General features: G+C 38.6%; 19 protein-coding genes and 1 pseudogene. 12 read left to right on the forward strand and 8 right to left on the reverse strand.

What is annotated here, in order from left to right:
• Positions 1-84: 84 nt before the first annotated feature.
• The 8 genes from ACZ5QH_RS08200 to tatC all read left to right on the forward strand — a co-directional run bounded on the left by ACZ5QH_RS08200 (position 85) and on the right by tatC (position 9,078).
• On the forward strand, positions 85-1,266 hold the full coding sequence (locus ACZ5QH_RS08200; RefSeq protein ID WP_303577357.1) for a maltoporin: 1,182 nt from the start codon (positions 85-87) through the stop codon (positions 1,264-1,266).
• Positions 1,267-1,464: 198 nt separating this feature from the next.
• Complete coding sequence (locus ACZ5QH_RS08205; RefSeq protein WP_303577356.1) at positions 1,465-2,505, forward strand: NAD(P)-dependent alcohol dehydrogenase; 1,041 nt, start codon at positions 1,465-1,467, stop codon at positions 2,503-2,505.
• Between the two features lie 714 nt (positions 2,506-3,219).
• Positions 3,220-4,443 (forward strand): alpha/beta hydrolase, encoded by a 1,224-nt coding sequence (locus tag ACZ5QH_RS08210; protein WP_303577355.1) that lies wholly within the window; start codon positions 3,220-3,222, stop codon positions 4,441-4,443.
• Positions 4,444-4,520: 77 nt separating this feature from the next.
• A complete protein-coding gene (locus ACZ5QH_RS08215; RefSeq protein ID WP_303577354.1) occupies positions 4,521-5,534 on the forward strand; it encodes a lipase secretion chaperone in 1,014 nt (337 codons plus the stop codon).
• A gap of 106 nt (positions 5,535-5,640) precedes the next feature.
• The gene (locus ACZ5QH_RS08220; protein ID WP_303577353.1) at positions 5,641-7,404 is read left to right on the forward strand and encodes an alkaline phosphatase D family protein; all 1,764 of its coding nucleotides are present in this window, start codon (positions 5,641-5,643) and stop codon (positions 7,402-7,404) included.
• Between the two features lie 143 nt (positions 7,405-7,547).
• Positions 7,548-7,772 (forward strand): Sec-independent protein translocase subunit TatA, encoded by a 225-nt coding sequence (tatA, locus tag ACZ5QH_RS08225; RefSeq protein ID WP_303577352.1) that lies wholly within the window; start codon positions 7,548-7,550, stop codon positions 7,770-7,772.
• Between the two features lie 17 nt (positions 7,773-7,789).
• A complete protein-coding gene (tatB, locus tag ACZ5QH_RS08230) occupies positions 7,790-8,308 on the forward strand; it encodes a Sec-independent protein translocase protein TatB (RefSeq protein ID WP_303577351.1) in 519 nt (172 codons plus the stop codon).
• Positions 8,305-9,078 carry a twin-arginine translocase subunit TatC gene (tatC, locus tag ACZ5QH_RS08235; protein WP_239045947.1) on the forward strand — a complete coding sequence of 258 codons (774 nt, stop codon included), beginning with the start codon at positions 8,305-8,307 and terminating at the stop codon, positions 9,076-9,078. The genes tatB and tatC overlap by 4 nt, the downstream gene beginning before the upstream one ends.
• 127 nt (positions 9,079-9,205) lie before the next feature.
• Here the strand turns inward: tatC and ACZ5QH_RS08240 are convergent, their stop codons facing one another.
• Together ACZ5QH_RS08240 and ACZ5QH_RS08245 are read right to left on the reverse strand one after the other, a co-directional pair.
• Entirely contained in the window at positions 9,206-10,210 is a 1,005-nt protein-coding gene (locus ACZ5QH_RS08240) for an SUMF1/EgtB/PvdO family nonheme iron enzyme (RefSeq protein WP_303577350.1), read from the reverse strand.
• Positions 10,207-11,889 carry an arylsulfatase gene (locus ACZ5QH_RS08245; RefSeq protein ID WP_303577349.1) on the reverse strand — a complete coding sequence of 561 codons (1,683 nt, stop codon included), beginning with the start codon at positions 11,887-11,889 and terminating at the stop codon, positions 10,207-10,209. Before ACZ5QH_RS08245 ends, ACZ5QH_RS08240 begins: the two co-directional genes overlap by 4 nt.
• Positions 11,890-12,619: 730 nt before the next feature.
• On the opposite strand from ACZ5QH_RS08245, the gene ACZ5QH_RS08250 reads away from it, so the two are divergent.
• Entirely contained in the window at positions 12,620-12,949 is a 330-nt protein-coding gene (locus ACZ5QH_RS08250) for a hypothetical protein (protein ID WP_004721480.1), read from the forward strand.
• 77 nt (positions 12,950-13,026) lie between these two features.
• On the opposite strand, the gene ACZ5QH_RS08255 is transcribed toward ACZ5QH_RS08250, so the two are convergent.
• The 4 genes from ACZ5QH_RS08255 to ACZ5QH_RS08270 form a co-directional block, all read right to left on the reverse strand.
• Positions 13,027-13,617 (reverse strand): tetratricopeptide repeat protein, encoded by a 591-nt coding sequence (locus ACZ5QH_RS08255; protein WP_434277656.1) that lies wholly within the window; start codon positions 13,615-13,617, stop codon positions 13,027-13,029.
• 264 nt (positions 13,618-13,881) lie between these two features.
• Positions 13,882-15,594 (reverse strand): electron transfer flavoprotein-ubiquinone oxidoreductase, encoded by a 1,713-nt coding sequence (locus ACZ5QH_RS08260; RefSeq protein WP_303577347.1) that lies wholly within the window; start codon positions 15,592-15,594, stop codon positions 13,882-13,884.
• A 174-nt stretch (positions 15,595-15,768) separates the two neighbouring features.
• Positions 15,769-17,019 (reverse strand): MFS transporter, encoded by a 1,251-nt coding sequence (locus ACZ5QH_RS08265; protein ID WP_004820519.1) that lies wholly within the window; start codon positions 17,017-17,019, stop codon positions 15,769-15,771.
• Between the two features lie 61 nt (positions 17,020-17,080).
• The gene (locus ACZ5QH_RS08270; RefSeq protein ID WP_303577346.1) at positions 17,081-18,232 is read right to left on the reverse strand and encodes an acyl-CoA dehydrogenase family protein; all 1,152 of its coding nucleotides are present in this window, start codon (positions 18,230-18,232) and stop codon (positions 17,081-17,083) included.
• Positions 18,233-18,561: 329 nt separating this feature from the next.
• Here ACZ5QH_RS08270 and ACZ5QH_RS08275 point away from each other — a divergent pair, with 329 nt between their 5' ends.
• Positions 18,562-19,779 carry a CaiB/BaiF CoA transferase family protein gene (locus ACZ5QH_RS08275; RefSeq protein ID WP_262781827.1) on the forward strand — a complete coding sequence of 406 codons (1,218 nt, stop codon included), beginning with the start codon at positions 18,562-18,564 and terminating at the stop codon, positions 19,777-19,779.
• A 190-nt stretch (positions 19,780-19,969) separates the two neighbouring features.
• Positions 19,970-20,815, forward strand: coding sequence for an IclR family transcriptional regulator (locus ACZ5QH_RS08280; protein WP_004721467.1), 846 nt, complete (start codon positions 19,970-19,972; stop codon positions 20,813-20,815).
• 95 nt (positions 20,816-20,910) lie between these two features.
• Here ACZ5QH_RS08280 and ACZ5QH_RS08285 read toward each other — a convergent pair.
• Positions 20,911-21,036 (reverse strand): annotated as a pseudogene (locus ACZ5QH_RS08285) (enoyl-CoA hydratase); the annotation flags it as partial.
• Positions 21,037-21,086: 50 nt separating this feature from the next.
• Between ACZ5QH_RS08285 and ACZ5QH_RS08290 the strand changes: the two are divergent.
• Positions 21,087-22,058 carry an NAD(P)H-dependent flavin oxidoreductase gene (locus tag ACZ5QH_RS08290; protein ID WP_004721466.1) on the forward strand — a complete coding sequence of 324 codons (972 nt, stop codon included), beginning with the start codon at positions 21,087-21,089 and terminating at the stop codon, positions 22,056-22,058.
• 63 nt (positions 22,059-22,121) lie between these two features.
• Here ACZ5QH_RS08290 and ACZ5QH_RS08295 read toward each other — a convergent pair whose 3' ends face one another.
• Positions 22,122-23,297, reverse strand: a complete 1,176-nt coding sequence (locus ACZ5QH_RS08295; protein ID WP_239045939.1) for an MFS transporter — start codon at positions 23,295-23,297, stop codon at positions 22,122-22,124.
• Positions 23,298-23,371: the final 74 nt, after the last annotated feature.

Consider the following 23,371-nt stretch of genomic DNA (forward strand, 5'->3'; position numbering starts at 1 on the left):
ACTTTAACGAGTGCGCTCTTTACTCCATCCAACTGAATGAATCAGAGGGATAAGGCAAACTCATGCTTAAAAAAGGAATTTAACATGAAAACAAACGTATGGATTGTTGGAACAGCGGTTTTTTTATTGTCGCAAATTGCATCTGCGATCGAATTTGGTGGCTATTTCCGTACGGGAATCGGTGCAACTGAAAATGGCAAAACACAAGAGTGTTTTCGACTCACTGGGGCGCCGACCAAGTATCGTCTTGGCAATGAATGTGAACAATATGGTGAGTTTTTTGCTCAACAGAACCTGATCAAATTAAAAGATAATTCCGAACTGAACATCAAAGGAATGCTTCAGTTCTATAACCAATATGGGCAAACATTAAGTTTTAATGACGACAATGGTTTTACCCGAATGAATCAAATTTATTTGGATTGGAGAAATATTTCCTATCTGAATGGGGCAAATCTCTGGGCAGGTAGGCGATTTTATCAACGTAATGACATTCACATGACTGATTTCTTTTATTGGAATCAGAGTGCTACTGGCTTCGGTATTGATGATTATAAAATCAATGACTTGTCCTTAAGTTATGTGTTTTCCCGAAAAGACAATGTATTTCAGGAAAAATATATCAATCGACATGATGTGACAGTCAAAGGGATTCCAATCGGTTCTAAAAATACAATCAATACTGGTTTGTCATTGATTGATGCAGATGAGATGGGCTGGGCATTGACCGTGCAAAATGTCACAGCTGAGGTATTGAATGGTAAAAATACCGTGGCGCTACAATATGGTCAAGGCGCTGGAATCGGGCTGAGTTATACCGGTAACCCTGAGCTGGATCGTGATACTTCTTCACTGCGCTTTCTTGAAATCTTGGATTGGACCTCAGACAGTAAGAAATTCAATGGACAAGCTCAATTTATCTACCAAAAAGACCAACTAAAGAATCAACAAGATCGTGATTGGATTTCAGTGGGCTCTCGGGTGGCGTATGTGGTTCAAGATCATTTTAAAATTTCCACTGAAATTGGCTATGACCAAATTAAGGCCAATGACCAAACCCGTAATCTGACCAAATTGACACTGGCACCAACCTGGTCGATAAAGGGCACAGGCTATTATGATCGTCCAGAACTGCGCCTTTATTATACCTATGCATTTTGGAACGATAATGAGCAAAAAATGCGTGACTTGGTGATGCCGAATAACAATTTTCACAATGTGAATCGTGGTTCAAACTTTGGTGCTCAATTGGAATATTGGTGGTAAGGCTTTAATTGATTATTCAAAAATGAGTGGTCTTATAAGATCGCTCATTTTAAAAAATACGACTCAATTGAAAATATGGCTCAATTAAAAATGTCATCAACCATTGCTACACAACCCAGTGGAATAAGTCAGTAGCAGCAGAAAGTCAAAAACAAAAAAAAGCAACAACGGAAAACAACACCCAAGGAAGCAATCACAATGAAAGCATTGGTACTGGAAGAAAAAGATAAACTGCAAATTCGTGATATTGAGATCAATGAATATCTAAGCGCAACTGATGTACGCATTAAAATTGCCAAAGTGGGTATCTGTGGCAGTGACGTACATTATTATCAGCATGGTCGAATTGGTGATTTTGTTGTCAATGCACCAATGATTCTGGGGCATGAAGCGAGTGGGATCATTGTTGAAGTAGGTTCAGCAGTTCAACATTTAAGAATAGGCGATCGTGTATGTATGGAGCCTGGGGTTTTTGAGCCAAATTCTCCAGAAGCGATGCAGGGTCTGTATCATCTTGATCCGAATATTCAGTTTTGGGCAACCCCGCCTGTACATGGTGTATTGCGTGAATCTGTGGTTCATCCTGCAAACTTAACCTTTAAGTTACCAGATCATGTCAGTCTGGAAGAAGCAGTGTTGGTTGAACCTTTGGCCTCAGGTGTACATGTGGCTCGCAAAGTGGGTATTTCACCTGGAGATACTGCCGTGGTTACTGGTGCAGGGACGATTGGTGCTTTAATGGCATTAGCATTACTCGCATCAGGCTGTAGTCAAGTTATCATCACGGATATAAAACAACAGAAGCTGGATTTTTTAGTCCAGCATTATGGTGAGCGTTTAATTGCATGTAATGTCGCACAGGAAGATTTAAAGTGCTTTGTGCAACGGCACTTTGTTGGTGGTGTCGACCTATTTGTTGACTGTAGTGGTCATGCAAGCGCAATTGCAGCAGCGCCCGATTGTCTAAAACCTGCGGGCAAACTGGTTTTTGTTGGAATGCCACAACATGCTGTGCTGATGGATATTGTTGCCATGCAGGTCAAAGAGATTGAGACGATTTCAATTTTCCGTTATGCAAATGATTATGAGCGTTCTATTGCGCTGATCGCTTCTGGTCAAATTAATGTGAAGCCGTTAATTTCAAAAAAAATTCATTTTAATCAAAGTATTCAAGCATTTGAGTTGGCGGCATCGGCACCTGCAGATGTGATTAAAATTATTATTGATTTTGATCTGTAATTTATTAATTATTAGTCACTTAGATATGTGAGGTGGGATATTTATATTTAAAAATGAAGCATTTAGAAATATGTACTTCCACCCAACAGCGACATCCATGTCGCCCTATGTTAGGACAACCTATGATTCAAAAGTACAAAAAATGAATTGATAACCAATAGTTTCTAAAAGTTTATACAAAAATATATGCTTTATTTATGATCAATGACTAGATATAAATCACTTGTATAAATAATGAGTTGGTTTGGTTGTATTTATTATATTAATCAAATGAAAATTAAATAATAACCTTGGATGGTATGATTTTAATTTTTTATTTATAGTCTGAATTTTTTGATCATCATAAATAATAATTAAGCATTTAATATAATCATTTTTTATTATTCAAGTGATTTTTATTTGTATGTTTAATTCCATTGAATTTACTAAAACCCTAAAAGAAAATACTTTATACATATCGGTCTTTATATTTGTCGTAATTTGTCAATGAATTTGTGGTGAAATGTCAATACGCATATTTCTAAATTTTATACTTTAACACTGTGTTGTGAATATTTATCAATAAAATTCCACAACTTTTATAACTTTAAGAAATGATTTAAATCAATACCAATCAATAAGACAGCACGAAGGATTTGTGAATCTTGGTATGTATTTTAGTTTGAGACGACGATATAGACCATGACAAGAAAATTTTTATAAATTGGAGTACGTATGCAAGATTTTACTTTATCCAAGTGGGCATTTTTAATTGCAACAGTAGTTTATTCAAGCCATTCTTTTGCGGGTTTTAATGTAAATCCAATTGTAGACAGCTATGAAAATAAAAATAGTCCTCAACCAATTGTGCTTGTACATGGCTTAGCAGGGGCAGAACATGTAAAGTTTTTAGGAAAATTTTCTATTTATGACTACTGGGGCTCAACATTAACTCAATTGGCTGAACAGTCCACACCAGCCATAGCTGTTTCTATAAGTCCTTTAAATAGCAATGAATATCGTGGTGAAGAATTAATCAAGCATTTACAGTATATTCAAACGACTTACTATCGTGATGACGTTAAATTTAATTTAGTAGGACATAGTCAAGGTGGACCGACATCCCGTTATGCGCTTGGGGTTAAACCTGAGTTGGTGTCCTCCATCGCGACTGTTGGTTCTCCACATCGGGGAAGTCCATTTGCTGATCAAAATATCCAAGAATATGAAGCAACTGGAAAATTAGATATTAGCAGTATGTTGCCTTATTCTTCGCTACAGTCTGTGCTAAATTTTTTGCAAAATATCATTTATAGACATGATTTTTTAAGTGCACTTCATAAAATCATAATTGATGGCAGATTAGATGAAAATGATATTAAAACCTTTAATGCCAACACCTCGTTCTGGGTGTGGGGCGGTGAGGGGGTTAGAAAATTACCAGATGAAGATTATCGTCGTAACAGTCTAAATTATATTAATTTGCTTGAAGGGATCCGAGCCAATAGTGCCAAAAGTATGCAAGATTTTAATACTTTATTCCCTGAAGGTATTCCCATTTCTGCTCAATGTCTAAAACAGACAGCTAATCCAAGCGATTATAATCTACCCAATACACCTGATCGATATTTTATCAAAGGATCCGATGGAAATTCCTATCCTATTTATATGACATCATGGACGGGAAAAATTGATGAAGTGGTAAATTTATTTCCCAACCAAGCACATGATGGTACGGTCTCGGTATGTAGTAGTCGTCTAGGAAACTTAAAAGGAATTTATAACTGGAAACATAGAGAACAGTCAGGAACATTTAGTAAATACGATGAATCATTCTCAGTTTCAGGCTGGCCTTGGAATTGGGGTTGGGTTCAAACACCGACGAAATGGGCAACAATTCCAAACCCAATTGATGTTTTAAAAGATCATGCAAATTATTTAAAGAAAAATAATATGTGATTGACTTTGGGCTATATTGATCTATAAAGAATAAATATAGCTTGATTTTATTTAAAACAAAAAATCAGGGATTTTAAATGAAAAAAAGTATTTTAGTTTCATCTTTTTTTCTAGTGGTTATTGTTTGTTTTCTATGGCTTGTATTTAAGCCAATAGATAAACAGACAAATAATCAGGAGGATTTAAAGCCAGATCAAGCGACCGCTTTAAATATAGGTGGTATAAAACCAAGCAATGGTTTTATACCCATTGCGGTTGATGCGTTTGGAGGGAATATTTACTGTGAATTAAGTTTTGATACAAATCAAACTTTTGTTTTGGATAATATGACCAAGGATTGTTTTGATAAGTTGCTAAAAAATAATCCAACTGAATCTGATCCTACCAATTTTGGTTTAAATTTTTTCAATAAGCTGTTGGTTGATCCGACTCAAAGTATCGTAAAGGATTTATGGATTAGGTATGTCAAATATACCGATCAGGTCATTTTAACCCATAAGGCTCATTCGAAAAATCAAGCGAATTATATAAATGCGAAAAGACTGTTAGATGCGATTAGATCTATCCGAGCAAGATTTTTCACTCCCTTTGAGATAAAGGCATTATTTGGTGCAAGTGACAAAATTGAAGATTATGAGTTGGTTGTATTAAAAATAAATCAATCTACAGGGATGACAGATGATGAAATCGAACAGGAACTCAATACAGCGATAAGCAACCTGCCCGAAAAATCGAGAAAGGCCATAAAGTTTAATAAAGACTTTAACGATGTATCTCGTAAAGTTCAGGAAATAAAAAATAGAGGAGGTTCACAGGAAGAGATACGCAAGGAGCGGTTAAAAGTGTTTGGTCCTGAAGTGACCGAGCGGATGGAATCTGTTGATCAATCAAGAGCGCAATTTAAAAACCAAGCAGAAATATATATGCAAAAGCGAGGTGAAATTTTGCAGCGTGATTTAAATATGCTTGATCAGGAAAAATCAATTGAAGCGCTTAGAAAAGAAATTTTTAGTGACAGATATGATAAGCGGAGAATTATCAGTTTGGAAAAAATTTATGATACGGAAAAATCGCTAGATATTCTCAATTAATGCATGTGTATTCAATGAATCAATCTAGTTAATAGGACCGTAGAGAATAAATAAAGTTAGGTCTTATTTAGTATTTGTAATCTAGCCATAGTTTAAGGAGTAAAGTATGACAGCCAAAATTACACGACGAGAACTTATTCAAAAAAGCCTATTCGGTTTTGGTGCACTGTCTTTATCTGCGGGTTTTACGGGATGTAATGACAGTTCAGATCGAGAATCAACAACACTACAAGTCAATTTTGAACATGGGGTTGCCAGTGGAGACCCTTTACAAGATCGCGTGATTTTATGGACACGCTTAACGCCCAATGATAGCAGCGCACGTTTGCAAGTGACTTGGGAAATTGCTTTAGATGATCAATTCAAGCAAATCATTAAAACAGACAAAGTCACCACAGCAAAAGCACAAGACTTCACGGTGAAAGTTGATGCCATAAACTTAAAACCAGATCAACGCTATTTCTATCGTTTTAGCTTTGGCAATAAATTTTCATCAGTTGGACAAACCAAAACACTACCAATCAATCCGACCAAGGTCAGTTTTGCGGTATGTTCTTGCGCGAATTATCCAGCAGGGTATTTCTATGTTTATCGTGAAATGGCCAAGCAAGATGTTGATGTGGTGATTCATTTGGGTGATTATATTTATGAATATGGTCAAGGTGGGTATGCAACAGAAGATGCAGTGAAGTTAGGACGTACTTTGGCTGCGGACAATAATCAAGAAATTATCAAGTTAGATGATTATCGCAAACGCTATGCGTTATATCGTAAAGACAAAGATTTACAAACATTGCATCACCGTCACCCATTTATTGTGATTTGGGATGATCATGAGTTGGCAAATGATACATGGCGAGACGGCGCTGAAAATCACCAAGCCAATGAAGGGTCTTTCCTTGATCGTAAACTTGCAGCATTACAAGCGTACTTTGAATGGATGCCGATTCGCCCTATTTCCGCAAATGATCATCTCAATATTTATCGCCAGTTTGACTTTGGTACACTGGTGCAATTGACCATGTTAGATACCCGTATCCTTGCCAGAGATAAGCAACTGGAATATACCGATTATATCACCGCTTCTGGTATGGATTTTCAACGTTTTCAAACCGACTTAACCAATCAGAATCGAACCTTGATGGGGTATACCCAACGTGAATGGTTACAGCAAAAGTTGGCTCAATCCAAGGCAACGTGGAATGTATTGGGTCAGCAAGTGTTGATGGGTAAGATATTAATCCCTGCTGAATTACTGGTACCGTTGAGTGCAGTTCTGAGTGGAAACGCAACTCAAGAGGTTTTAAATCAAATCAATACGATGATCATGGAGTTGGTACAACTGAAAATGCGTGTGCTACAGGGCGATCCAACATTGACCGCAATTGAAAAGGCACGTTTAACCACTGTCGCACCTTATAATTTAGATGCTTGGGATGGTTATTATGTTGAACGAGAAATTCTGTATGGCACCTTAAAAGCATTGAACAAGAAGGTCGTGGTGCTGGCAGGGGATACCCATAATGCATGGTCATCAGAGTTGTATAGTCAGGCGGGTGATTTTGTCGGTGTCGAGCTGGCGACAAGTTCAGTGTCATCGCCGGGAATTGAAAAGTATCTCAATATTCCAGTGGAACAGTTACAGCAGTTTGAAATGGCGTTTACCACACTGATTGATGAGTTGGATTATACCAATCTAAATCAACGTGGTTATCTGAATGTCAGCTTTACTGCAACGCAGGTTCAAGCGGACTGGATCTATGTCGATACCATTAAAGAGCCGCAATATACTGTGGATACAAAACGTGGGCATCAAGTGGTGTTGAATAATCAATTGGTTAATACCCGTTCGATTAAGAAAACTGCTTAATAAAAGCCTATTTAATTTTATATCACCTGACTACTGAAGAAGATTTAGATGTTATTGCTATCGGATAATTTCTTCAGTAGTGCGGGGTTTAGCTGTCTCTGTACACATAATGAAATAACACAAGAATATCAGGAGTAAAAACCATGGCTGGATTATCGATTTGGCACGTACTTATTTTTGCAATTGTGGTGATCTTACTTTTTGGCACATCTAAATTAAAAAATTTAGGTAAAGATGTCGGCGGTGCGGTGAAGGATTTTAAAAAATCAATTCAAGATGATGAAACAACCACTGCTGCACTGAATGAACCACGGACACAGGAACATCAAAATAGCAATACTGATGTGAACTCTACGGTAAAGCACTAAAACTGGAGAACTAACACATGCTTGATGTCGGATTTTCTGAATTATTGGTTTTTGGGATTATTGCGCTGTTGGTGTTAGGGCCAGATAAACTCCCTGAAGCTGCGCGTTTTGTTGCGAAATGGTACAGTAAATTGAAACGTCTCATCAGCAATGTTCAGAACGACATTGACCGTGAATTACGCTTATCCGAATTGCGCGAACAGATGCAGAATGAGATGCAGCGCATTCAAGAATTAGAGCAAAAAATGCAGGCGCAGATGCATGAGCTACAGCAATTATCGGCTATGCCTGGAGATGCTATACAGCAAGAACAAGCGCTAGCGCTATTAAAGAAACAGCCATTAGAACAACCGCAATTAAAAGAACAGCAAATAGCCCAGCTGAGGGTGAAGCAGATTTATCAACCTGTTTCATGTGCTATTCCTACTGTCTATTTGCCAAGTATTTGGCTAAAACAGGCTAAATCTAATGATGACAAACTCAGCATTGTTCCTGTTCAATCCAAATCAATATCGCAATTGAAGGTGGCCGTATGACGTCAATGATACCGCAGCTGCAAGAGCAAGCTTCTGAAGAAGCGACTCAGCTTGAAGCAATGCCGATCACCCGACATTTGATGCTGTTGCGTCAGCATTTGTTTAAAATTATCGGGGTATTGATTGTGCTTTTTTTCTGTTTGCTGCCATTTGCAAACAGAACTTATTCAATGTTATCTGAACCATTACGTGCCCAATTACCTGCCAGTTCGACTATGATTGCTACAGATGTAACTGCAACATTTATGGCACCTTTTAAACTGAATTTCTTTATTGCGCTGATGCTGGCGATGCCTTTTATTATTTATCAGATTTGGGCATTTATTAAACCTGCGTTGTATGAAAAAGAAAAGAATCTGGCATTCCCATTGTTATTGAGCAGTATTTGCTTGTTTTATTCAGGAATTGCCTTTGCCTATTTTATTGCCTTGCCTTCGATTCTGCATTTTTTTATCAGTGTTTCACCTGATACCGTTGCGCCAATGACAGACATTAACAGTTACTTAAGTTTTTGTTTAAAACTCTTTTTGGTGTTTGGGGTCACTTTTGAAATTCCAATTATTACACTGGTATTGATTTTAATCGGTTTGGTCAGCACGCAAACGCTGGTGGAAAAAAGACGCTTTATTATTGTGGGCTGTTTTTTTATTGCGATGTTTGTTACGCCACCAGATGCTATTTCGATGATCATGTTGGCAATTCCAATGTGGATGTTGTTTGAATTGGGGTTGGTATTTGGCAAGATGATTGAAAAACGTAAACGTGTATAAGCACTGATTTTTAGGGAAAGTGGTTAAGTGTTGCTTTGTTCTATTCAACCTTTCTTTTTTAAAGCAGGCGAATTCATATTTAAGTGTATAAATTCACCATATCTTTAGATTTTAGCTTATCTTTGTCTCATTGATGGGTGCGTAATACTGTTCTAAATCCCACATGGGTTGCAGCCAAATCAAACTCTTGCGGATATCGACTACTATTTCGATAACGAGAGCAATAACTTGAAGCACATAAGAAAGAACCACCTTTAATCACATATTGGGTTGCTGCGATGCTTTGCTGACGCAGATCCGTATAATTTCCCATATGTTGATCATGCGCACCTTGATATACAGAAGAGGTCCATTCCCAAACATTACCAATCATATCGAACAATTGGAACGCATTGGCAGGGTAGCAACCGACAGGTGCTACACCTGAAAAATGGTCTTCTACAGAATTATGCAATGGAAATTCACCTTGCCAATAATTGGCTTGAGGATGTTGATGGTCATCCTGAGGCGCTTGATGCAATGGCGTATCGACTTTTGAACCTGCTTTGGCAGCATATTCCCATTCTGGTTCAGTAGGTAAATCTCGTCCTAACCAAACTGCATAATGTTCAGCATCATTTTTGGTCACATAGCGAACAGGTTCAGCAGGGCGTGGAGCTTGACCCGAAGCGCCATTAGGCGTTTTCCAAGTGTAATCAGATTTGAGTTGCCACCACTGATTAGGCTGATTGGCATCTGGTGAAAATACAGCCGCCTGTTTCTGTTGCTCTGCATCGGTTATATAGCCTGTGGCTTTTACAAAACTGCTAAATTGCGCCACAGTCACTTCGGTTTGATCAATCCAGAAACCCTCAACTTGTCGTTGTTTTTGCCCAAAATTAAGTTCATCGGGATAGGCTTTATCGGAGCCTAGCTGAAATGAACCTTTGGCAATCCAAACCATCCCGGCTGTTGGCTTTTTTTGCCATGCATCGGGTAAACCTGAATAGTGTTCGCATTGCTGCAATGAACCAAGTTGTGCAGAAACTTTGCTGCTTTGTTTGGAAGAATGATGTGAGTCGGGCGTAACCTTATTGCAGCCTGTTACAAGAAACAGGCTACACAGTGCAATTAAAAGGGGACTAAACTTCATTGAATATTGTATTCCTTGACTCCATTTTGTAGGGTATATTTGTTATATACATCAAGCAGTTCTTGTAGTTTTGCTGGGTTATTTTGTGCAAGGTTTTGGGTTTCACCACGGTCATTTTTTAAGTTATATAATTCCCAAGTTCCCGTTCCTAGCTCTGCTTTACCTTGTAAAGCAATTTTCCATTCGCCTTGACGCGCATATTTACTGCCATGCAATTCATCAGCAAAACTAAAGTTTACAGGGCGAATCGTCTGCGCTTTATTTTCAAGCACCGATTTCCAAGAGTAGCCACTTGGGGTATTAATCTGACGGCCTTTATATTGACCTTGTGGGACGGCAATATTGGCATAATCTAAAACGGTTGGGAAAACATCGAGCACTGAAGCAAAACCATGATAGGTTGCTTGCGCTTTGTTTTGATGAGGAAGTTTAACAATGGCTGGTGCTGTGGTTGCACCTTCACCTGCAGTATCTTTCCATAAATGGAAAGGCGCAGCACTGACTTCAGCCCAACGCGGACCGACATAGTGATAAGAACTGGATGTACCGACATTACTCACCCGATTATCAAAACCTGATTCGGCTCCATAATTACCACGGATAAAGCCTTCAGCCCCATTATCTGAAACAAAGAAAATTAAAGTATTGTCGTATAAGTTATTGCGTTTTAAATACTCAATCACGCGTCCAATATTGGCATCAAGGTTTTCAACCATTCCCGCATAGATTTCCATTCTGCGCGCTTCTAAGACTTTTTGCTCTGCGGACAGTTCATTCCATTTGCCATATTTTTGTGGTGCATTTTGTGTCGCAATCGGTTCGGCTGCAGTAAAGTTGGCTGGAATTAGACCAAGTTGTTTTTGGCGGGCAATACGACCATTACGAATCACATCATAACCAGCATCGTACACGCCACGATAACGGTCACGATATTCAGCTGGGGCTTGTAATGGCCAATGAGGTGCTGTGTAGGCAGCATAGGCAAAGAATGGTTTGCCTGAATTTTTTCCTGACTCTAAATAGCTAATTAATTTATCGGTGAAATAATTGGTTGAGAAGAAATCATCAGGTAATGCTGAAATTGGAACAACTTTACCATCTTCTGTATAGGTGGCATTACGTTTGTAGGCACTAGGCGCTTGTTTAAAGTGTAAATCTAGACCTTGTAATAGCGTAAATGAGTGATCGAAGCCTTTTACATGTGCGTTGGTTTCAGCGGTTAAACCGAGGTGCCATTTTCCGCTGATATAGGTTCGGTAGCCATTATCTTTAAGCACCTCTGCAATTGAGAGTGAGCGCTCATTTAAGTAGCCCTCATAACCCGGCTGGCCTTTTAAGTGAGCGGGGGTGAGCTCAGCCATAGCCCCAATGCCCGCTAAGTGATGGTCTGTCCCCGAAATCAATTGTGAACGCGTCGGTGAGCAGGTCGGGGCAGTATGGTAGTCCGTTAAAATCCGACCTTCTTTGGTCAGTGCGTCAATATTTGGGGTGTGTATTTCTCCACCAAAAGCGCCTAAATCCGAATAACCTAAATCATCTGCCATGATAAATAAAATGTTTGGTTGTTTCTTGGTTTCCACCACAGTATTTGAATGGTCCGAATCATTATTATTACATGCTGAAATTGAAAGGCTGAATAATGCAATGGAAAGTGTTGTAAGCAGATTTTTATGAGACATACGTGTCGACTTGGTTTTCTAAAAAATTAGGCTGAGTTTAGAGCGTTAATTTTTATGGTAAAAATAATTAAAATTTGATTGCTAATCTAAAAAAAAGAAAAGCCCTCAATATACTTCCAAAAAGATATTGAAATCATTTAAAAGTAAGCATGTTGAGCTGTTTAATAAAACCAAAATACTTCTAGGCTTAAAAAAATGAGCACCATCAGCTTATAACAAGGCCTTGGATATGCTTTAGGCATATTCGGAAAGTTTTATATTCGTAATAGTTTAATACATGATATTCAAATACACTTTTGTAATATCATTGGTTTTAGCATAGCAACAATTTGAATCTATCCAGCTCTACAATTTAATCTGATTAAACTTTAAACGCCGATGTAAATAAACAAGTCACTTTGGTTGCGAATGAATATTTTTTAAACAAAAATATACAGAACTGTCTGTTTTTATGTTGATGGTGTATTGATTAATTGAAGATTAATGTGATAAATTCTACAGAATTAGAGGGAGATCTTTTTTTAAAGATTCTTGATGCCTTGATCCTATTTCCTTTCCCCAAGGGAAATAGGAGTTTTTAAGGCTGAATAAAAAAGCAATGGATAAAGATATTTATAAAAGACAGAAAATATATTATCTCAATACGGACTCAGATAAATTTTATTAAATAATGCATTTGTATGAGCTGTATTTTAAGAGTAATAATACGAATATATAGGTAAGTATTACGATGAAAATTTATGAAATGATATTTCATAAAGGCACTTATGAACAAACACGCTTATTTTATATTCAGAATAATAAAGCTTCACGTCAGCATTTTATTGAAAATATGCGCTTAGAACTTGAGCAAGAACTTAAGGATTTCAATCTCAGTTGTAAGTCTCAGTATAAGCATGATTTATTTGCTTTGTACAAAAAAGTCCAAAAAGAAAGCCACTTACATTTAGATGCGATGGAAGATGAATTTATACAAAATTCAAAAGCCATTTTTGATCAATGTATTTGTTTAATTGTTAAAAGTCATGAGGTTTTAAATGTTGTAAAACCGCTGATTTGAAAAACTATCAGTCAAAATAAATAATCATTAAAAATTAATTATATAAAGTAGTAAGGTCGTGGTTTTATTGTCTTCAATCATAGTGCAGCCAATTGCCGTTGCGCTAATTCATAGCCTTGATCTGCGGCTTTTTTTAACCATGCTTTCGCTTTGTTGATATCTTGAGGCAGACCTGAATTTCCATCTAAGTATAGAGATCCCAATTTAAATTGTGCTGACACATCACCATTTTCAGCCGACTTAAGATACCAATAATTTGCAAGATCTTGATCTTTATTTATATTTTTCCCATCTGCATATTCTTCAGCTAAATTGTATTGTGCCATGGCATTGTTCTGATTTGCAGATTTGGTCAGCCATTCAATACCTTTACGGGAATTTTTACTGACACCTGATCCCCATAAATAACTCATTGCTAAACTAAGTTGAGATTTTGCATCACCCGCTTCAGCGGCTTTTTTAAACCAAAAAACACCTTTTTCTTCATCAAAGGACACACCCTGATTGCCACTGCTATAAAGATAACCCACTTGGTATTGCGCTTTTACGTCCCCATTGTTGGCTTTTTCGAGTAGCGCTTCAAAACTTTCTGCAAATACAACTGTAGCGGGGAACAATGTAAGAATAATCAGAGGATACAGCAGTTTTTTAATTTTAAATTTCATCATTTTTTCAATCATTTGTGTCTTTTAATCAATAAAATTAAAGTGCAAAATTAAGTTATAGTCAACTTAATTTGAGCCAAGACTTATTCTATTTGGTCTTTCAAGCTTAGCTCCCTAGGGAACTAAGCTTACCTAAATAATGAAAATGAAGAGCTTATATCACTCGACAAATTGGGGTAAAAGACGCTATTAATACTACACAAAATTATCTAAACACTCGCATGTTTAGTGGTGAGCAGCATTAAAGCATCGTCCTAAGTATCCAGCTTACATATTTGGATAGTTAGGCCCACCACCACCTTCCGGTGTTACCCATGTGATATTCTGAGATGGATCTTTGATATCACAAGTCTTACAGTGAACACAGTTTGCAGCATTAATCTGGAAGCGCTTAGAACCATCATCATTTTCCATAATCTCGTAAACACCAGCAGGGCAGTAGCGTTGAGCAGGCTCATCCCATTTTGGTAAGTTGACATTGACTGGAATCGAAGCATCGGTCAGCTTTAAGTGAGCTGGCTGATTTTCTTCATGTACGGTATTCGATACAAATACAGAAGATAAACGATCAAAGGTTAATTTACCGTCTGGCTTTGGATAAGTAGGTTTAAATGTCGCAGCATCTACAGTTTTTAATGCACTAAAGTCAGGTGCAAAGTCATGTAGGGTAAATGGCACTTTAAAGATATTTTGATCGATAAAGTTAAATGCACCACCCATCCATAAACCGAATTTATGCATTGCTGGACCAAAGTTACGCGAACGATGTAACTCTTCTTTTAACCAACTGTTGTTAAACTTGTCCGTATATGCAGTCAATTCTTTGGCAAAGAAATCTTCGCCTTCAGCGACACGCGCAACCGCTAAATCGCCACCTTTCTCATGACCCGCTTGGATTGCTTCAAATACAGCTTCACCGCATAACATACCTGATTTCATCGCAGTATGAGAGCCTTTGATTTTAGCAAAGTTTAAGAAACCAGCATCATCACCAATTAAGCAACCGCCTGGGAAGGTTAGTTTAGGCAGAGAGTTTAGACCGCCTTTAACAACTGCACGTGCGCCATAAGAAATACGCTTACCACCTTCAAGATATTGCTTGATCAGTGGATGTGTTTTCCAACGTTGCATTTCAGCAAAAGGATACATGTGTGGATTTTCATAAGATAAATCAACAATCATCCCCAAGGTCACTTGGTTGTTTTCAGCGTGATATAACCACCAGCCGCCTGAAGAACCTGTTTCTGCCAAAGGCCAGCCTGAACCATGCATTACTAAACCTGGTTTATGTTTAGCAGGGTCAATTTCCCAAAGTTCTTTGATCCCGATACCGTAATGTTGCGGATCAGCATCTTGATCTAAGTTGTATTTTGCAATCAAACGTTTACCGAGATGTCCACGGCAACCTTCTGCAAAAATTGTGTATTTCGCATGAAGTTCATAGCCGGGAGTAAAGTTATGCGTCGGTTCACCATCTTTACCAATACCCATATCACCAGTTTGGATGCCTTTTACAGAACCATCTTCATGATAAAGGATTTCTGAAGCAGCAAAGCCAGGGAAGATAGAAACTTCTAACTCTTCCGCTTTTTGACCTAACCAACGCACGACATTACCCAATGAAATAACATAGTTACCATCATTGTGCATGGTTTTAGGCACCATCCAGTGTGGTGCTTCTTGTGACTTTTCGGCAGACATGAGGAAATAAGTTTTGTCCTCAGTCACAGGTACATTTAAAGGTGCACCTTGTTCTTTCCAGTCAGGGAAAAGTTCATTGATTGCACGAGGTTCAAGTACAGCACCAGAAAGAATATGCGCACCGACTTCAGAGCCTTTTTCAACCACACAGACGGAAAGGTCTGGAAGATTGTTTTCAAGCGCTAATTGACGAATTTTAATCGCAGCAGAAAGACCCGCAGGGCCTGCGCCTACGATCACTACGTCAAACTCCATTGACTCTCGTTGTAAATCTTTCATAAAAAGAAATCCTATTTCGCTTGGCGGTATTTTAATTTATTGGGGTAAAAATATCAAATAAAAAAGCATCAAAAAAGGGCTGCTTGATGAGCAAATTCAAAATGATATCCACAAAAAAGCCAGCTAGATTTAGCTGGCTTTAAAATGGGATAACTGATTTTACAAGGTCTACTTTTACGATTTTTGCGGATCGTAGAGTTTTTCCTTGATGAATAGGGCAGGAATAACGCCGCAAATTAAATAAGCAGCTCCCATCACCACAAAACCTAAACCAATAGAACCACCCGATGCCAAGTAGCCAATCGTTGCAGGCGCAAGTGCTGCACCAAGACGCCCCACGTTATAAGCACCACCAATCGCTGTACCACGAATCGCTGTCGGGAAACTTTCCGTCATATAGGTGGCATTTACACCATAAGGAATACCGTATAAAAATCCGAAAGCGATCAGTAAATATAAAATGTTGCTGGGTGAGTTATAAAAAACAATCAGTGGTAGAAAAATAGCAGTCCCAATCGCACCAAAGGCATAAGTAAAGCGACGACCAAGTTTATCAGCCATCATCCCCGCAAGGACTTTACCGAGGATCATGGCGGTATAGGTACCGACCATATATGCGGTCATTTCCTTAAACTTCATGCCTAATTCACTTTCTAGATATGAAGGCATCCAGTTATTTACCCCATAATAACCAAATTGCAAGAAGCCTGCTGTGAGCGCCCACAAGATAAACATATTACGATTTCGTTTATCTTTAAAAATCAGTTTAAATGCTGAAGTTTCTTCAGAATTTTTGTCACGTGTTGGTTGTTGTAAACGAGACTGTTGCCATGCGAGTGGTTCTGGTACTAAAAGATGCATTAAAACAGCAATCAACACCGGTACAATGGCAACATAAAACAGCATACGCCAGCCATGATCTGGAATAATCCATCCAGCGAGTAGCGTTGCAACAATATAGCCAACCGTCCAACCTGCTTGTAAGGTACCCAATACCGTTGTACGGTAACGTGTAGGTACATATTCCGCCATCAAGGTATTGCAGGCAATATAAAGCGAGCCTAGTCCGAGAGAAGCAAAAAAGCGTAATAGCCCAAATTCAAGAAAACTTTGGGTAAAGCCTAGTCCACATGTAAGTAGTGAGAAGGTGAGAATAGAAATAACCACGATCCGTACTCGACCAAATTTGTCACATGCCCATCCCCCAAATATCCCACCAACAGCCATACCCGCCAAGGTAAAACTACCCAGCATACCTGCCTGCACGGAACTTAAACCAAAATCTGCCTTAATACTGTTGAGACTATAAGACAGCAGCATCAGATCGGCACCATCCACCAACAAGGCTAAAAATGCAAAAATAAATGCAATTTTCCAAGTATGAGGCTGTATTGAAGAGAGATGTGTATTGTAGTTTGTCGCCATAATCCATTACCTACATTTGATTTACAGCACTTCAAATCGTTTTAAAGTGCCTAAAAATTAATTAAGACGCAGCACGAATCATATTTCGCGCAATAATCATTTGTTGAATTTGGGTGGTGCCTTCATAGAGACGGAATAAACGTACATCTCGGTAAAAACGTTCAATGGCATATTCACTGATATAGCCAGAGCCACCATGAATCTGTACGCAGCGATCGGCCACGCGACCACACATTTCAGTGGCAAACATTTTTGCGCATGATGCTTCTGTGCTGACGTTGTGCCCAGCATCACGTTGTCTTGCCGCATCTAAAACCATACATTGCGCTGCATAAATTTCTGCTTTGGAGTCAGCAAGCATGGCTTGAATCAGTTGAAATTCAGCAATCGCTTGTCCAAATTGCTTACGCTCAAGGGCGAACTTTAAAGTATCGTCTAACATACGTATGGCAGCACCGACACTGATTGCGGCGATATGTAAACGACCTTTATCCAAGACTTTCATTGCGGTTTTAAATCCTACACCTTCGACACCACCAATCAGTGCTGAGGCAGGAACCCGACAGTTTTCAAAAATCACATCGCAGGTATGCGCACCTTTTTGCCCCATTTTTTTATCTGTTTTACCTAGAGAGATTCCTGCGGTTTTGCGATCTACAATAAAAGCAGAAATTCCACCAGCACCTTTAATGTCTGGATTGGTTCGTGCCATCACCGTAAATACCCCTGCATGAGGTGCATTGGTAATAAAGCGTTTGGTGCCATTTAAAATATAAAACTCACCTTCTTTTACTGCGCGGGTTTTCAAAGAGGCAGCATCTGAGCCTGCATCTGGTTCAGTTAGGCAAAAAGAACTGATCACTTCACCACGTGCTAAACGGGGCAAGAAAAATGATTTTTGAGTTTCGGTACCATCAATAATCAGACCACTCGAACCGATTCCATTATTGGTGCCGATCAGTGAACGAAAGGCAGGCGAAGTACGTCCAAGTTCAAAAGCGATAGACACCTCTTCTTCCATGGTCAAGCCAAGACCTTCATATTCTTCTGGAATCGTCAGTCCAAACAAACCTAAAGCTTTCATTTGCTCAATGATGGCTTGAGGGATTTGATCTGTTTCTGCGACTTCATTCTCATGAGGAATGAGGACACCATCTACAAACTGTCGAATCATATCTACCAGTTGTTTGAGTGTTTCCTGATCTCGAATCATAGTCTTGTCCTTTGTACAACATGTTGAAAACATCGAGGAGATGTTGCTAAAACCCTGCATATTGATGCGATAGTAATCAAAGGATCAGTAGAAAACAATATATTTTGAAAATTAATTTCGCAATGCGGTATATTGTGCTTGTTTTTCAGTTGGCTAATTATTTGATTTAATTAATCTATATTTGTTGAATAAAAATCATCACTTTTGATGAAAAAATTAAGTTTTATTTTTTAAGTTTTCTGTGTATATTAAAAATATATATCGCTATGCGAAATTTATATTAAATAAATTTTCCTGTAGGAAATTAATCAAAGGTTAGTGGAATAAACATGGGTGCTTTAAATGGAATTCGTGTACTTGACTTAAGTCGAGTACTGGCTGGACCGTGGTGTGGACAGATTCTTGCCGATTTAGGCGCAGAAGTGATTAAGGTTGAAAGACCGAAACTAGGTGATGATACGCGTTCTTGGGGACCACCTTGGATGAAAGATGATGCCGGACAAGAGACACGAGAAGCCGCTTATTATCAGTCGACCAATCGCAATAAACTTTCTGTTGCAATAGATATTGCAAATCCTGAAGGGCAGGCACTCATCAAAGCACTTATTCAAGATACCGATGTGGTCATTGAAAACTACAAAGCTGGTTCTTTGAAAAAATATGGCTTGGATTATGCTTCTTTATCAGAAATTAATCCTAAACTGGTTTATTGCTCGATTACGGGTTTTGGTCAAAATGGACCGAGAGCAGAAGAACCTGGCTATGATTTTATCATTCAGGGAATGGGTGGACTGATGTCCATCACGGGTGAAAAAGATGATTTGCCTGGTGGTGGTCCGCAAAAAGTAGGTGTCGCATTTTCAGACTTATCAACGGGACTATATTCAACCATTGCCATACAAGCTGCTTTGCTCAATCGTCATGTAACAGGTTTAGGGCAACATATTGATATGGCTTTACTTGATGTGCAAATTGCCACAATGGCAAATCAAGGAATGAATTATCTTTCATCTGGTAAAGTGCCGGTACGTTATGGCAATGCGCATGCCAATATTGTGCCTTATCAATTGTTTAAAGCCGCTGACCGAGAGTTTATCATTGCTTGTGGTAATGACACCCAGTTTATCCAACTGTGTAGAAGTATTGGTTTGCCAGAGTTACCCAATGATGTTCGATTTACCCGTAATGCAGATCGTGTTAAGCATCGTGATGAAGTGATCGAAATTTTATCAAAGCATTTTTTAAGCAAGACTGCCGATGAGTGGGTAAGTGCAATTTATGCTGCTAAAGTGCCCGTTGGTGTGATTAATAATCTAGAACAAGCTTTTAATGAACCTCAAGTGATTGCGCGAGAGATGCTGGTAGAAATGCAACATCCTCAACGTGAAAAACTTACTGTGGTGGGTTCTCCGATTAAGCTTTCACGTACACCTGTAGAGTATAGAAATGCGCCTCCTTTATTAGGCGAACATACTCAAACAATCTTAGGCCGTATTATCTCTCCAGCAAAACTTGATGAGTTAAAAGCCAAAGGCGTGATAGGATAGTTTTTAAATAGATGATGTGAGCAGTCTAAAGCCAGTTTTTTCAATAAAATAAGCAAATTTAGACTTTTCACATCGAGATGGATGCATCGTTTTATTTTCAAAGTGAATCAGATGATTGCTTTTTGCTATTTATAGAAAAAATAGATTATAATTTTCGCAGTGCGAAACAAATATGTGAATTGGTATAACCATGAATGATGCCGTAGATGCAGAACAAACAGAAAAATTATTAGCGCCTTTGAGGCATGAGTTATTGCATCCGATTGAAGATATGCAAGATGAAAATGATCGTCAATTTATTACAGCTTTAGGACGTGGTTTAGAACTCTTACGTTGCTTTACCCCAAAACATCAGCATTTGGGTAATCAAGAGTTATCACAAATGACCGGTTTGCCTAAACCGACCATTACCCGTTTAACGCACACATTGTCACGTTTGGGCTATATCAAGCAGGTCCCAAATTCTAGCAAATTTCAACTTTCAGTTGGGGTTTTGGCGTTTGGTTACTCCATGCTTTCTAATGTGTCTATCCGTAATATTGCACACCCCTATATGAAAAACTTAGCGGATTATGCGGGTGCTGCTGTGGCAATGGCAACGCGTGATCGTCTAAATATGATTTATTTGGATGTGGTACAAGGCAAGGGCAATATGACCATGCGTCGCCAAGTCGGTACTTATTTACCGATTCATTTAAGTTCAATGGGACGTGCATGTCTGGCTGCAATGCCTGAAGATGAAAGAGAGTTTTTACTTGATGCAATCCGTAGCAAACATAAAGACGATTGGATCAAGATTAACCGTGATTTAGATAAGGCATTTAAAGATTATCAAGATTTTGGTTATTGTTTTTCAATTGGTGAATGGCATAAAGATGTCAATTCAGTGGCAGTCCCCTTGATTCATGAACAACATGGTCTACTGGTATTTAACTGCGGCGGACCAAGCTTTATTATGAACCGCGAAAAACTTGAAGAGGATATTGCACCGCGTCTTCTGCATATGGTGAATAATATCCGCACTGAAATTAGTTAATTTTATTGCTTTAAAACTGAAAGGCCAGCAACAATCTGCATTGTTGGCCTTTTTAATAAGATGCATGTTAATAAGATGCATGTTAAATAGTTTGCTTACGGAAAATGGGTGTTTTTTTTCATCAATGCACTCAGTGCTTGTTTAAATTCGTCACCTTGCAAACAAAGTGAGAATACAGTGGACTCATGATCGATCAGATTTAATAAATCATCGATAAGCATAGGATGCTAAGAAATGAGCCTCTAAATATAAAATAGTGAGTGGAAAGAATATGAAAACCAAAATTACAGAATTATTTGAAATTGAACATCCGATTATTCAAGGCGGTATGCATTATGTCGGTTTTGCCGAGCTGGCTGCTGCAGTTTCAAATGCGGGTGGGTTAGGCATTATTACCGGTTTAACCCAGCGAACACCTGAAAATCTAGCAAAAGAAATTGCCCGATGTCGAGAAATGACCGATAAGCCTTTTGGTGTCAATCTAACTTTCTTACCCACAGTCAATACACCTGATTATCCGGGTTTTGTCGAGGCAATTATTAAGGGTGGGGTAAAAGTTGTAGAAACAGCAGGTCGTAATCCTGAACAGGTCATGCCTTATTTAAAGGCTGCTGGAATTAAAGTAATTCATAAATGTACTTCGGTTCGGCATAGTCTAAAAGCTCAAAAAATTGGATGTGATGCTGTTTCTGTCGATGGTTTTGAGTGTGGTGGGCACCCCGGTGAAGATGATGTACCGAATATGATTTTATTGCCTTTAGCTGCCGATACCTTAGAAATTCCTTTTGTTGCATCAGGTGGTATGGCTGATGGACGCTCACTTGCTGCCGCTTTAGCCATGGGGGCGGATGGCATTAATATGGGAACGCGTTTTATTGCAACTCAAGAAGCGCCAGTGCATGCAAATGTGAAACAGGCGATCCTGAATGCTACGGAAAGAGATACCCGTTTAATTATGCGTGCTTTGCGTAATACTGAGCGTGTTATGAATAATGCGGCTGTAGAAAAAATTGTAGCCAAAGAAAAAGCACTTGGTGACCAGATTAAATTTGAAGATATCATTGAAGAAGTTGCAGGTGTTTATCCTAAAGTGATGATCGATGGTGATGTCAATGCTGGGGCGTGGTCATGTGGTTTGGTTGCCAGTCTGATCCATGACATTCCGACATGTGATGAACTGGTCAACCGTATTGTAAAAGATGCAGAAGACATTATTCGTGGGCGTTTATTCGGGCTTTTATAAATATCTATTTGAGTTCAGCTTTATCTCGATGATGAAAGACTGCTTTTAAAGATCAGCACAACACTATGAATTGTGCTGATTTTTAGCATCTGCAAGACAATAATATAAACACAGCAGGGCAAAAACTAAGCCCAAGATACATACACCTGTCCAGCCAAAATGTTTCCATGCATAGCTTCCACCCGTGGTCCCTAAAGCACCGCCAGCGAAATAACCTGTCATATAAATCGCATTGAAACGTGAACGTAATTGTTGGTTAAGCTTAAAGACAATACTTTGATTGGTGACATGAACAGCCGAGAGTGAGGCGTAAAGGATAAGTAAGGCAATGATATAAAAGATAAAATGATAAGGGAGCAACAAAAACAATAGCCAACTTAAGATCAGACCGATACCACAACATATCGAAATTTTATGAATATAGCCTTGATCAATAAATTTACCTGAAAAATTGGCAACGAATGTCCCTAAAACACCGACAAATCCAAATAAGCCAATCGTAAAATCACTGAAAAAATAAGGTGCGGGAGCTAAGAGTAAAGACATGGTGGTAAAGGTTAAACTTACACAGGCAAAGGTTAATCCACCAATATAGGTTCTGATTCTTAGGCGACGATTTTGAATAAAGATTTGCGGCAGTGAGTGAATTGTTTTGAGATAATTTTCAGATTTGGTTGGAGGAAATAAGCCAATATTACGGTACAAAATAATCGCAATGAGCAATAATAAAAAACCGCTGAGTAGATAAATAACATTCCAAGCAAAAAGCGTCGACATCATCCCTGATAATGAGCGTGCCAATAAGACACCCATCATTAACCCACTCAGTAAAAAACCAACAACACGACCACTATGTTGAATTGGAACCAGACTGGCAGCCAGTGGTAACAACAGTTGGGCTGAACTAGAAAATAATCCTGTAATGATGGTACCGAGCATTAACAGATAAATATTGTGGGAAAAACCACTAATAATTAGCCCAATTGAGGCAAGCAGCATAAATATAAATAACAACTTACGCTTTTCGAGAATATCGCCTAAAGGCATTAAAAATAGCAGACCTGCTGCATAGGTGATTTGCGCTAAAGTAGGCACCCATGCTGTGGTGGTATCTGCTAAATTTAAACTTAGACTAATGGAATGAATCAGTGGTTGGCTAAAATAATTCCCACCAGTACAGATGCCTGCTGCAACTGCCATTAAAATAATGGTTGGGGTATAGAGAGTGTTTTTCATCATGCCTATGGTTTGTCATTATGAAATCGGAATTTTTAATCCACACAACCATGTATCTGCTGATTTTAAGCATCTGA

The sequence above is a fragment of the Acinetobacter sp. Ac8 genome (assembly GCF_055392545.1).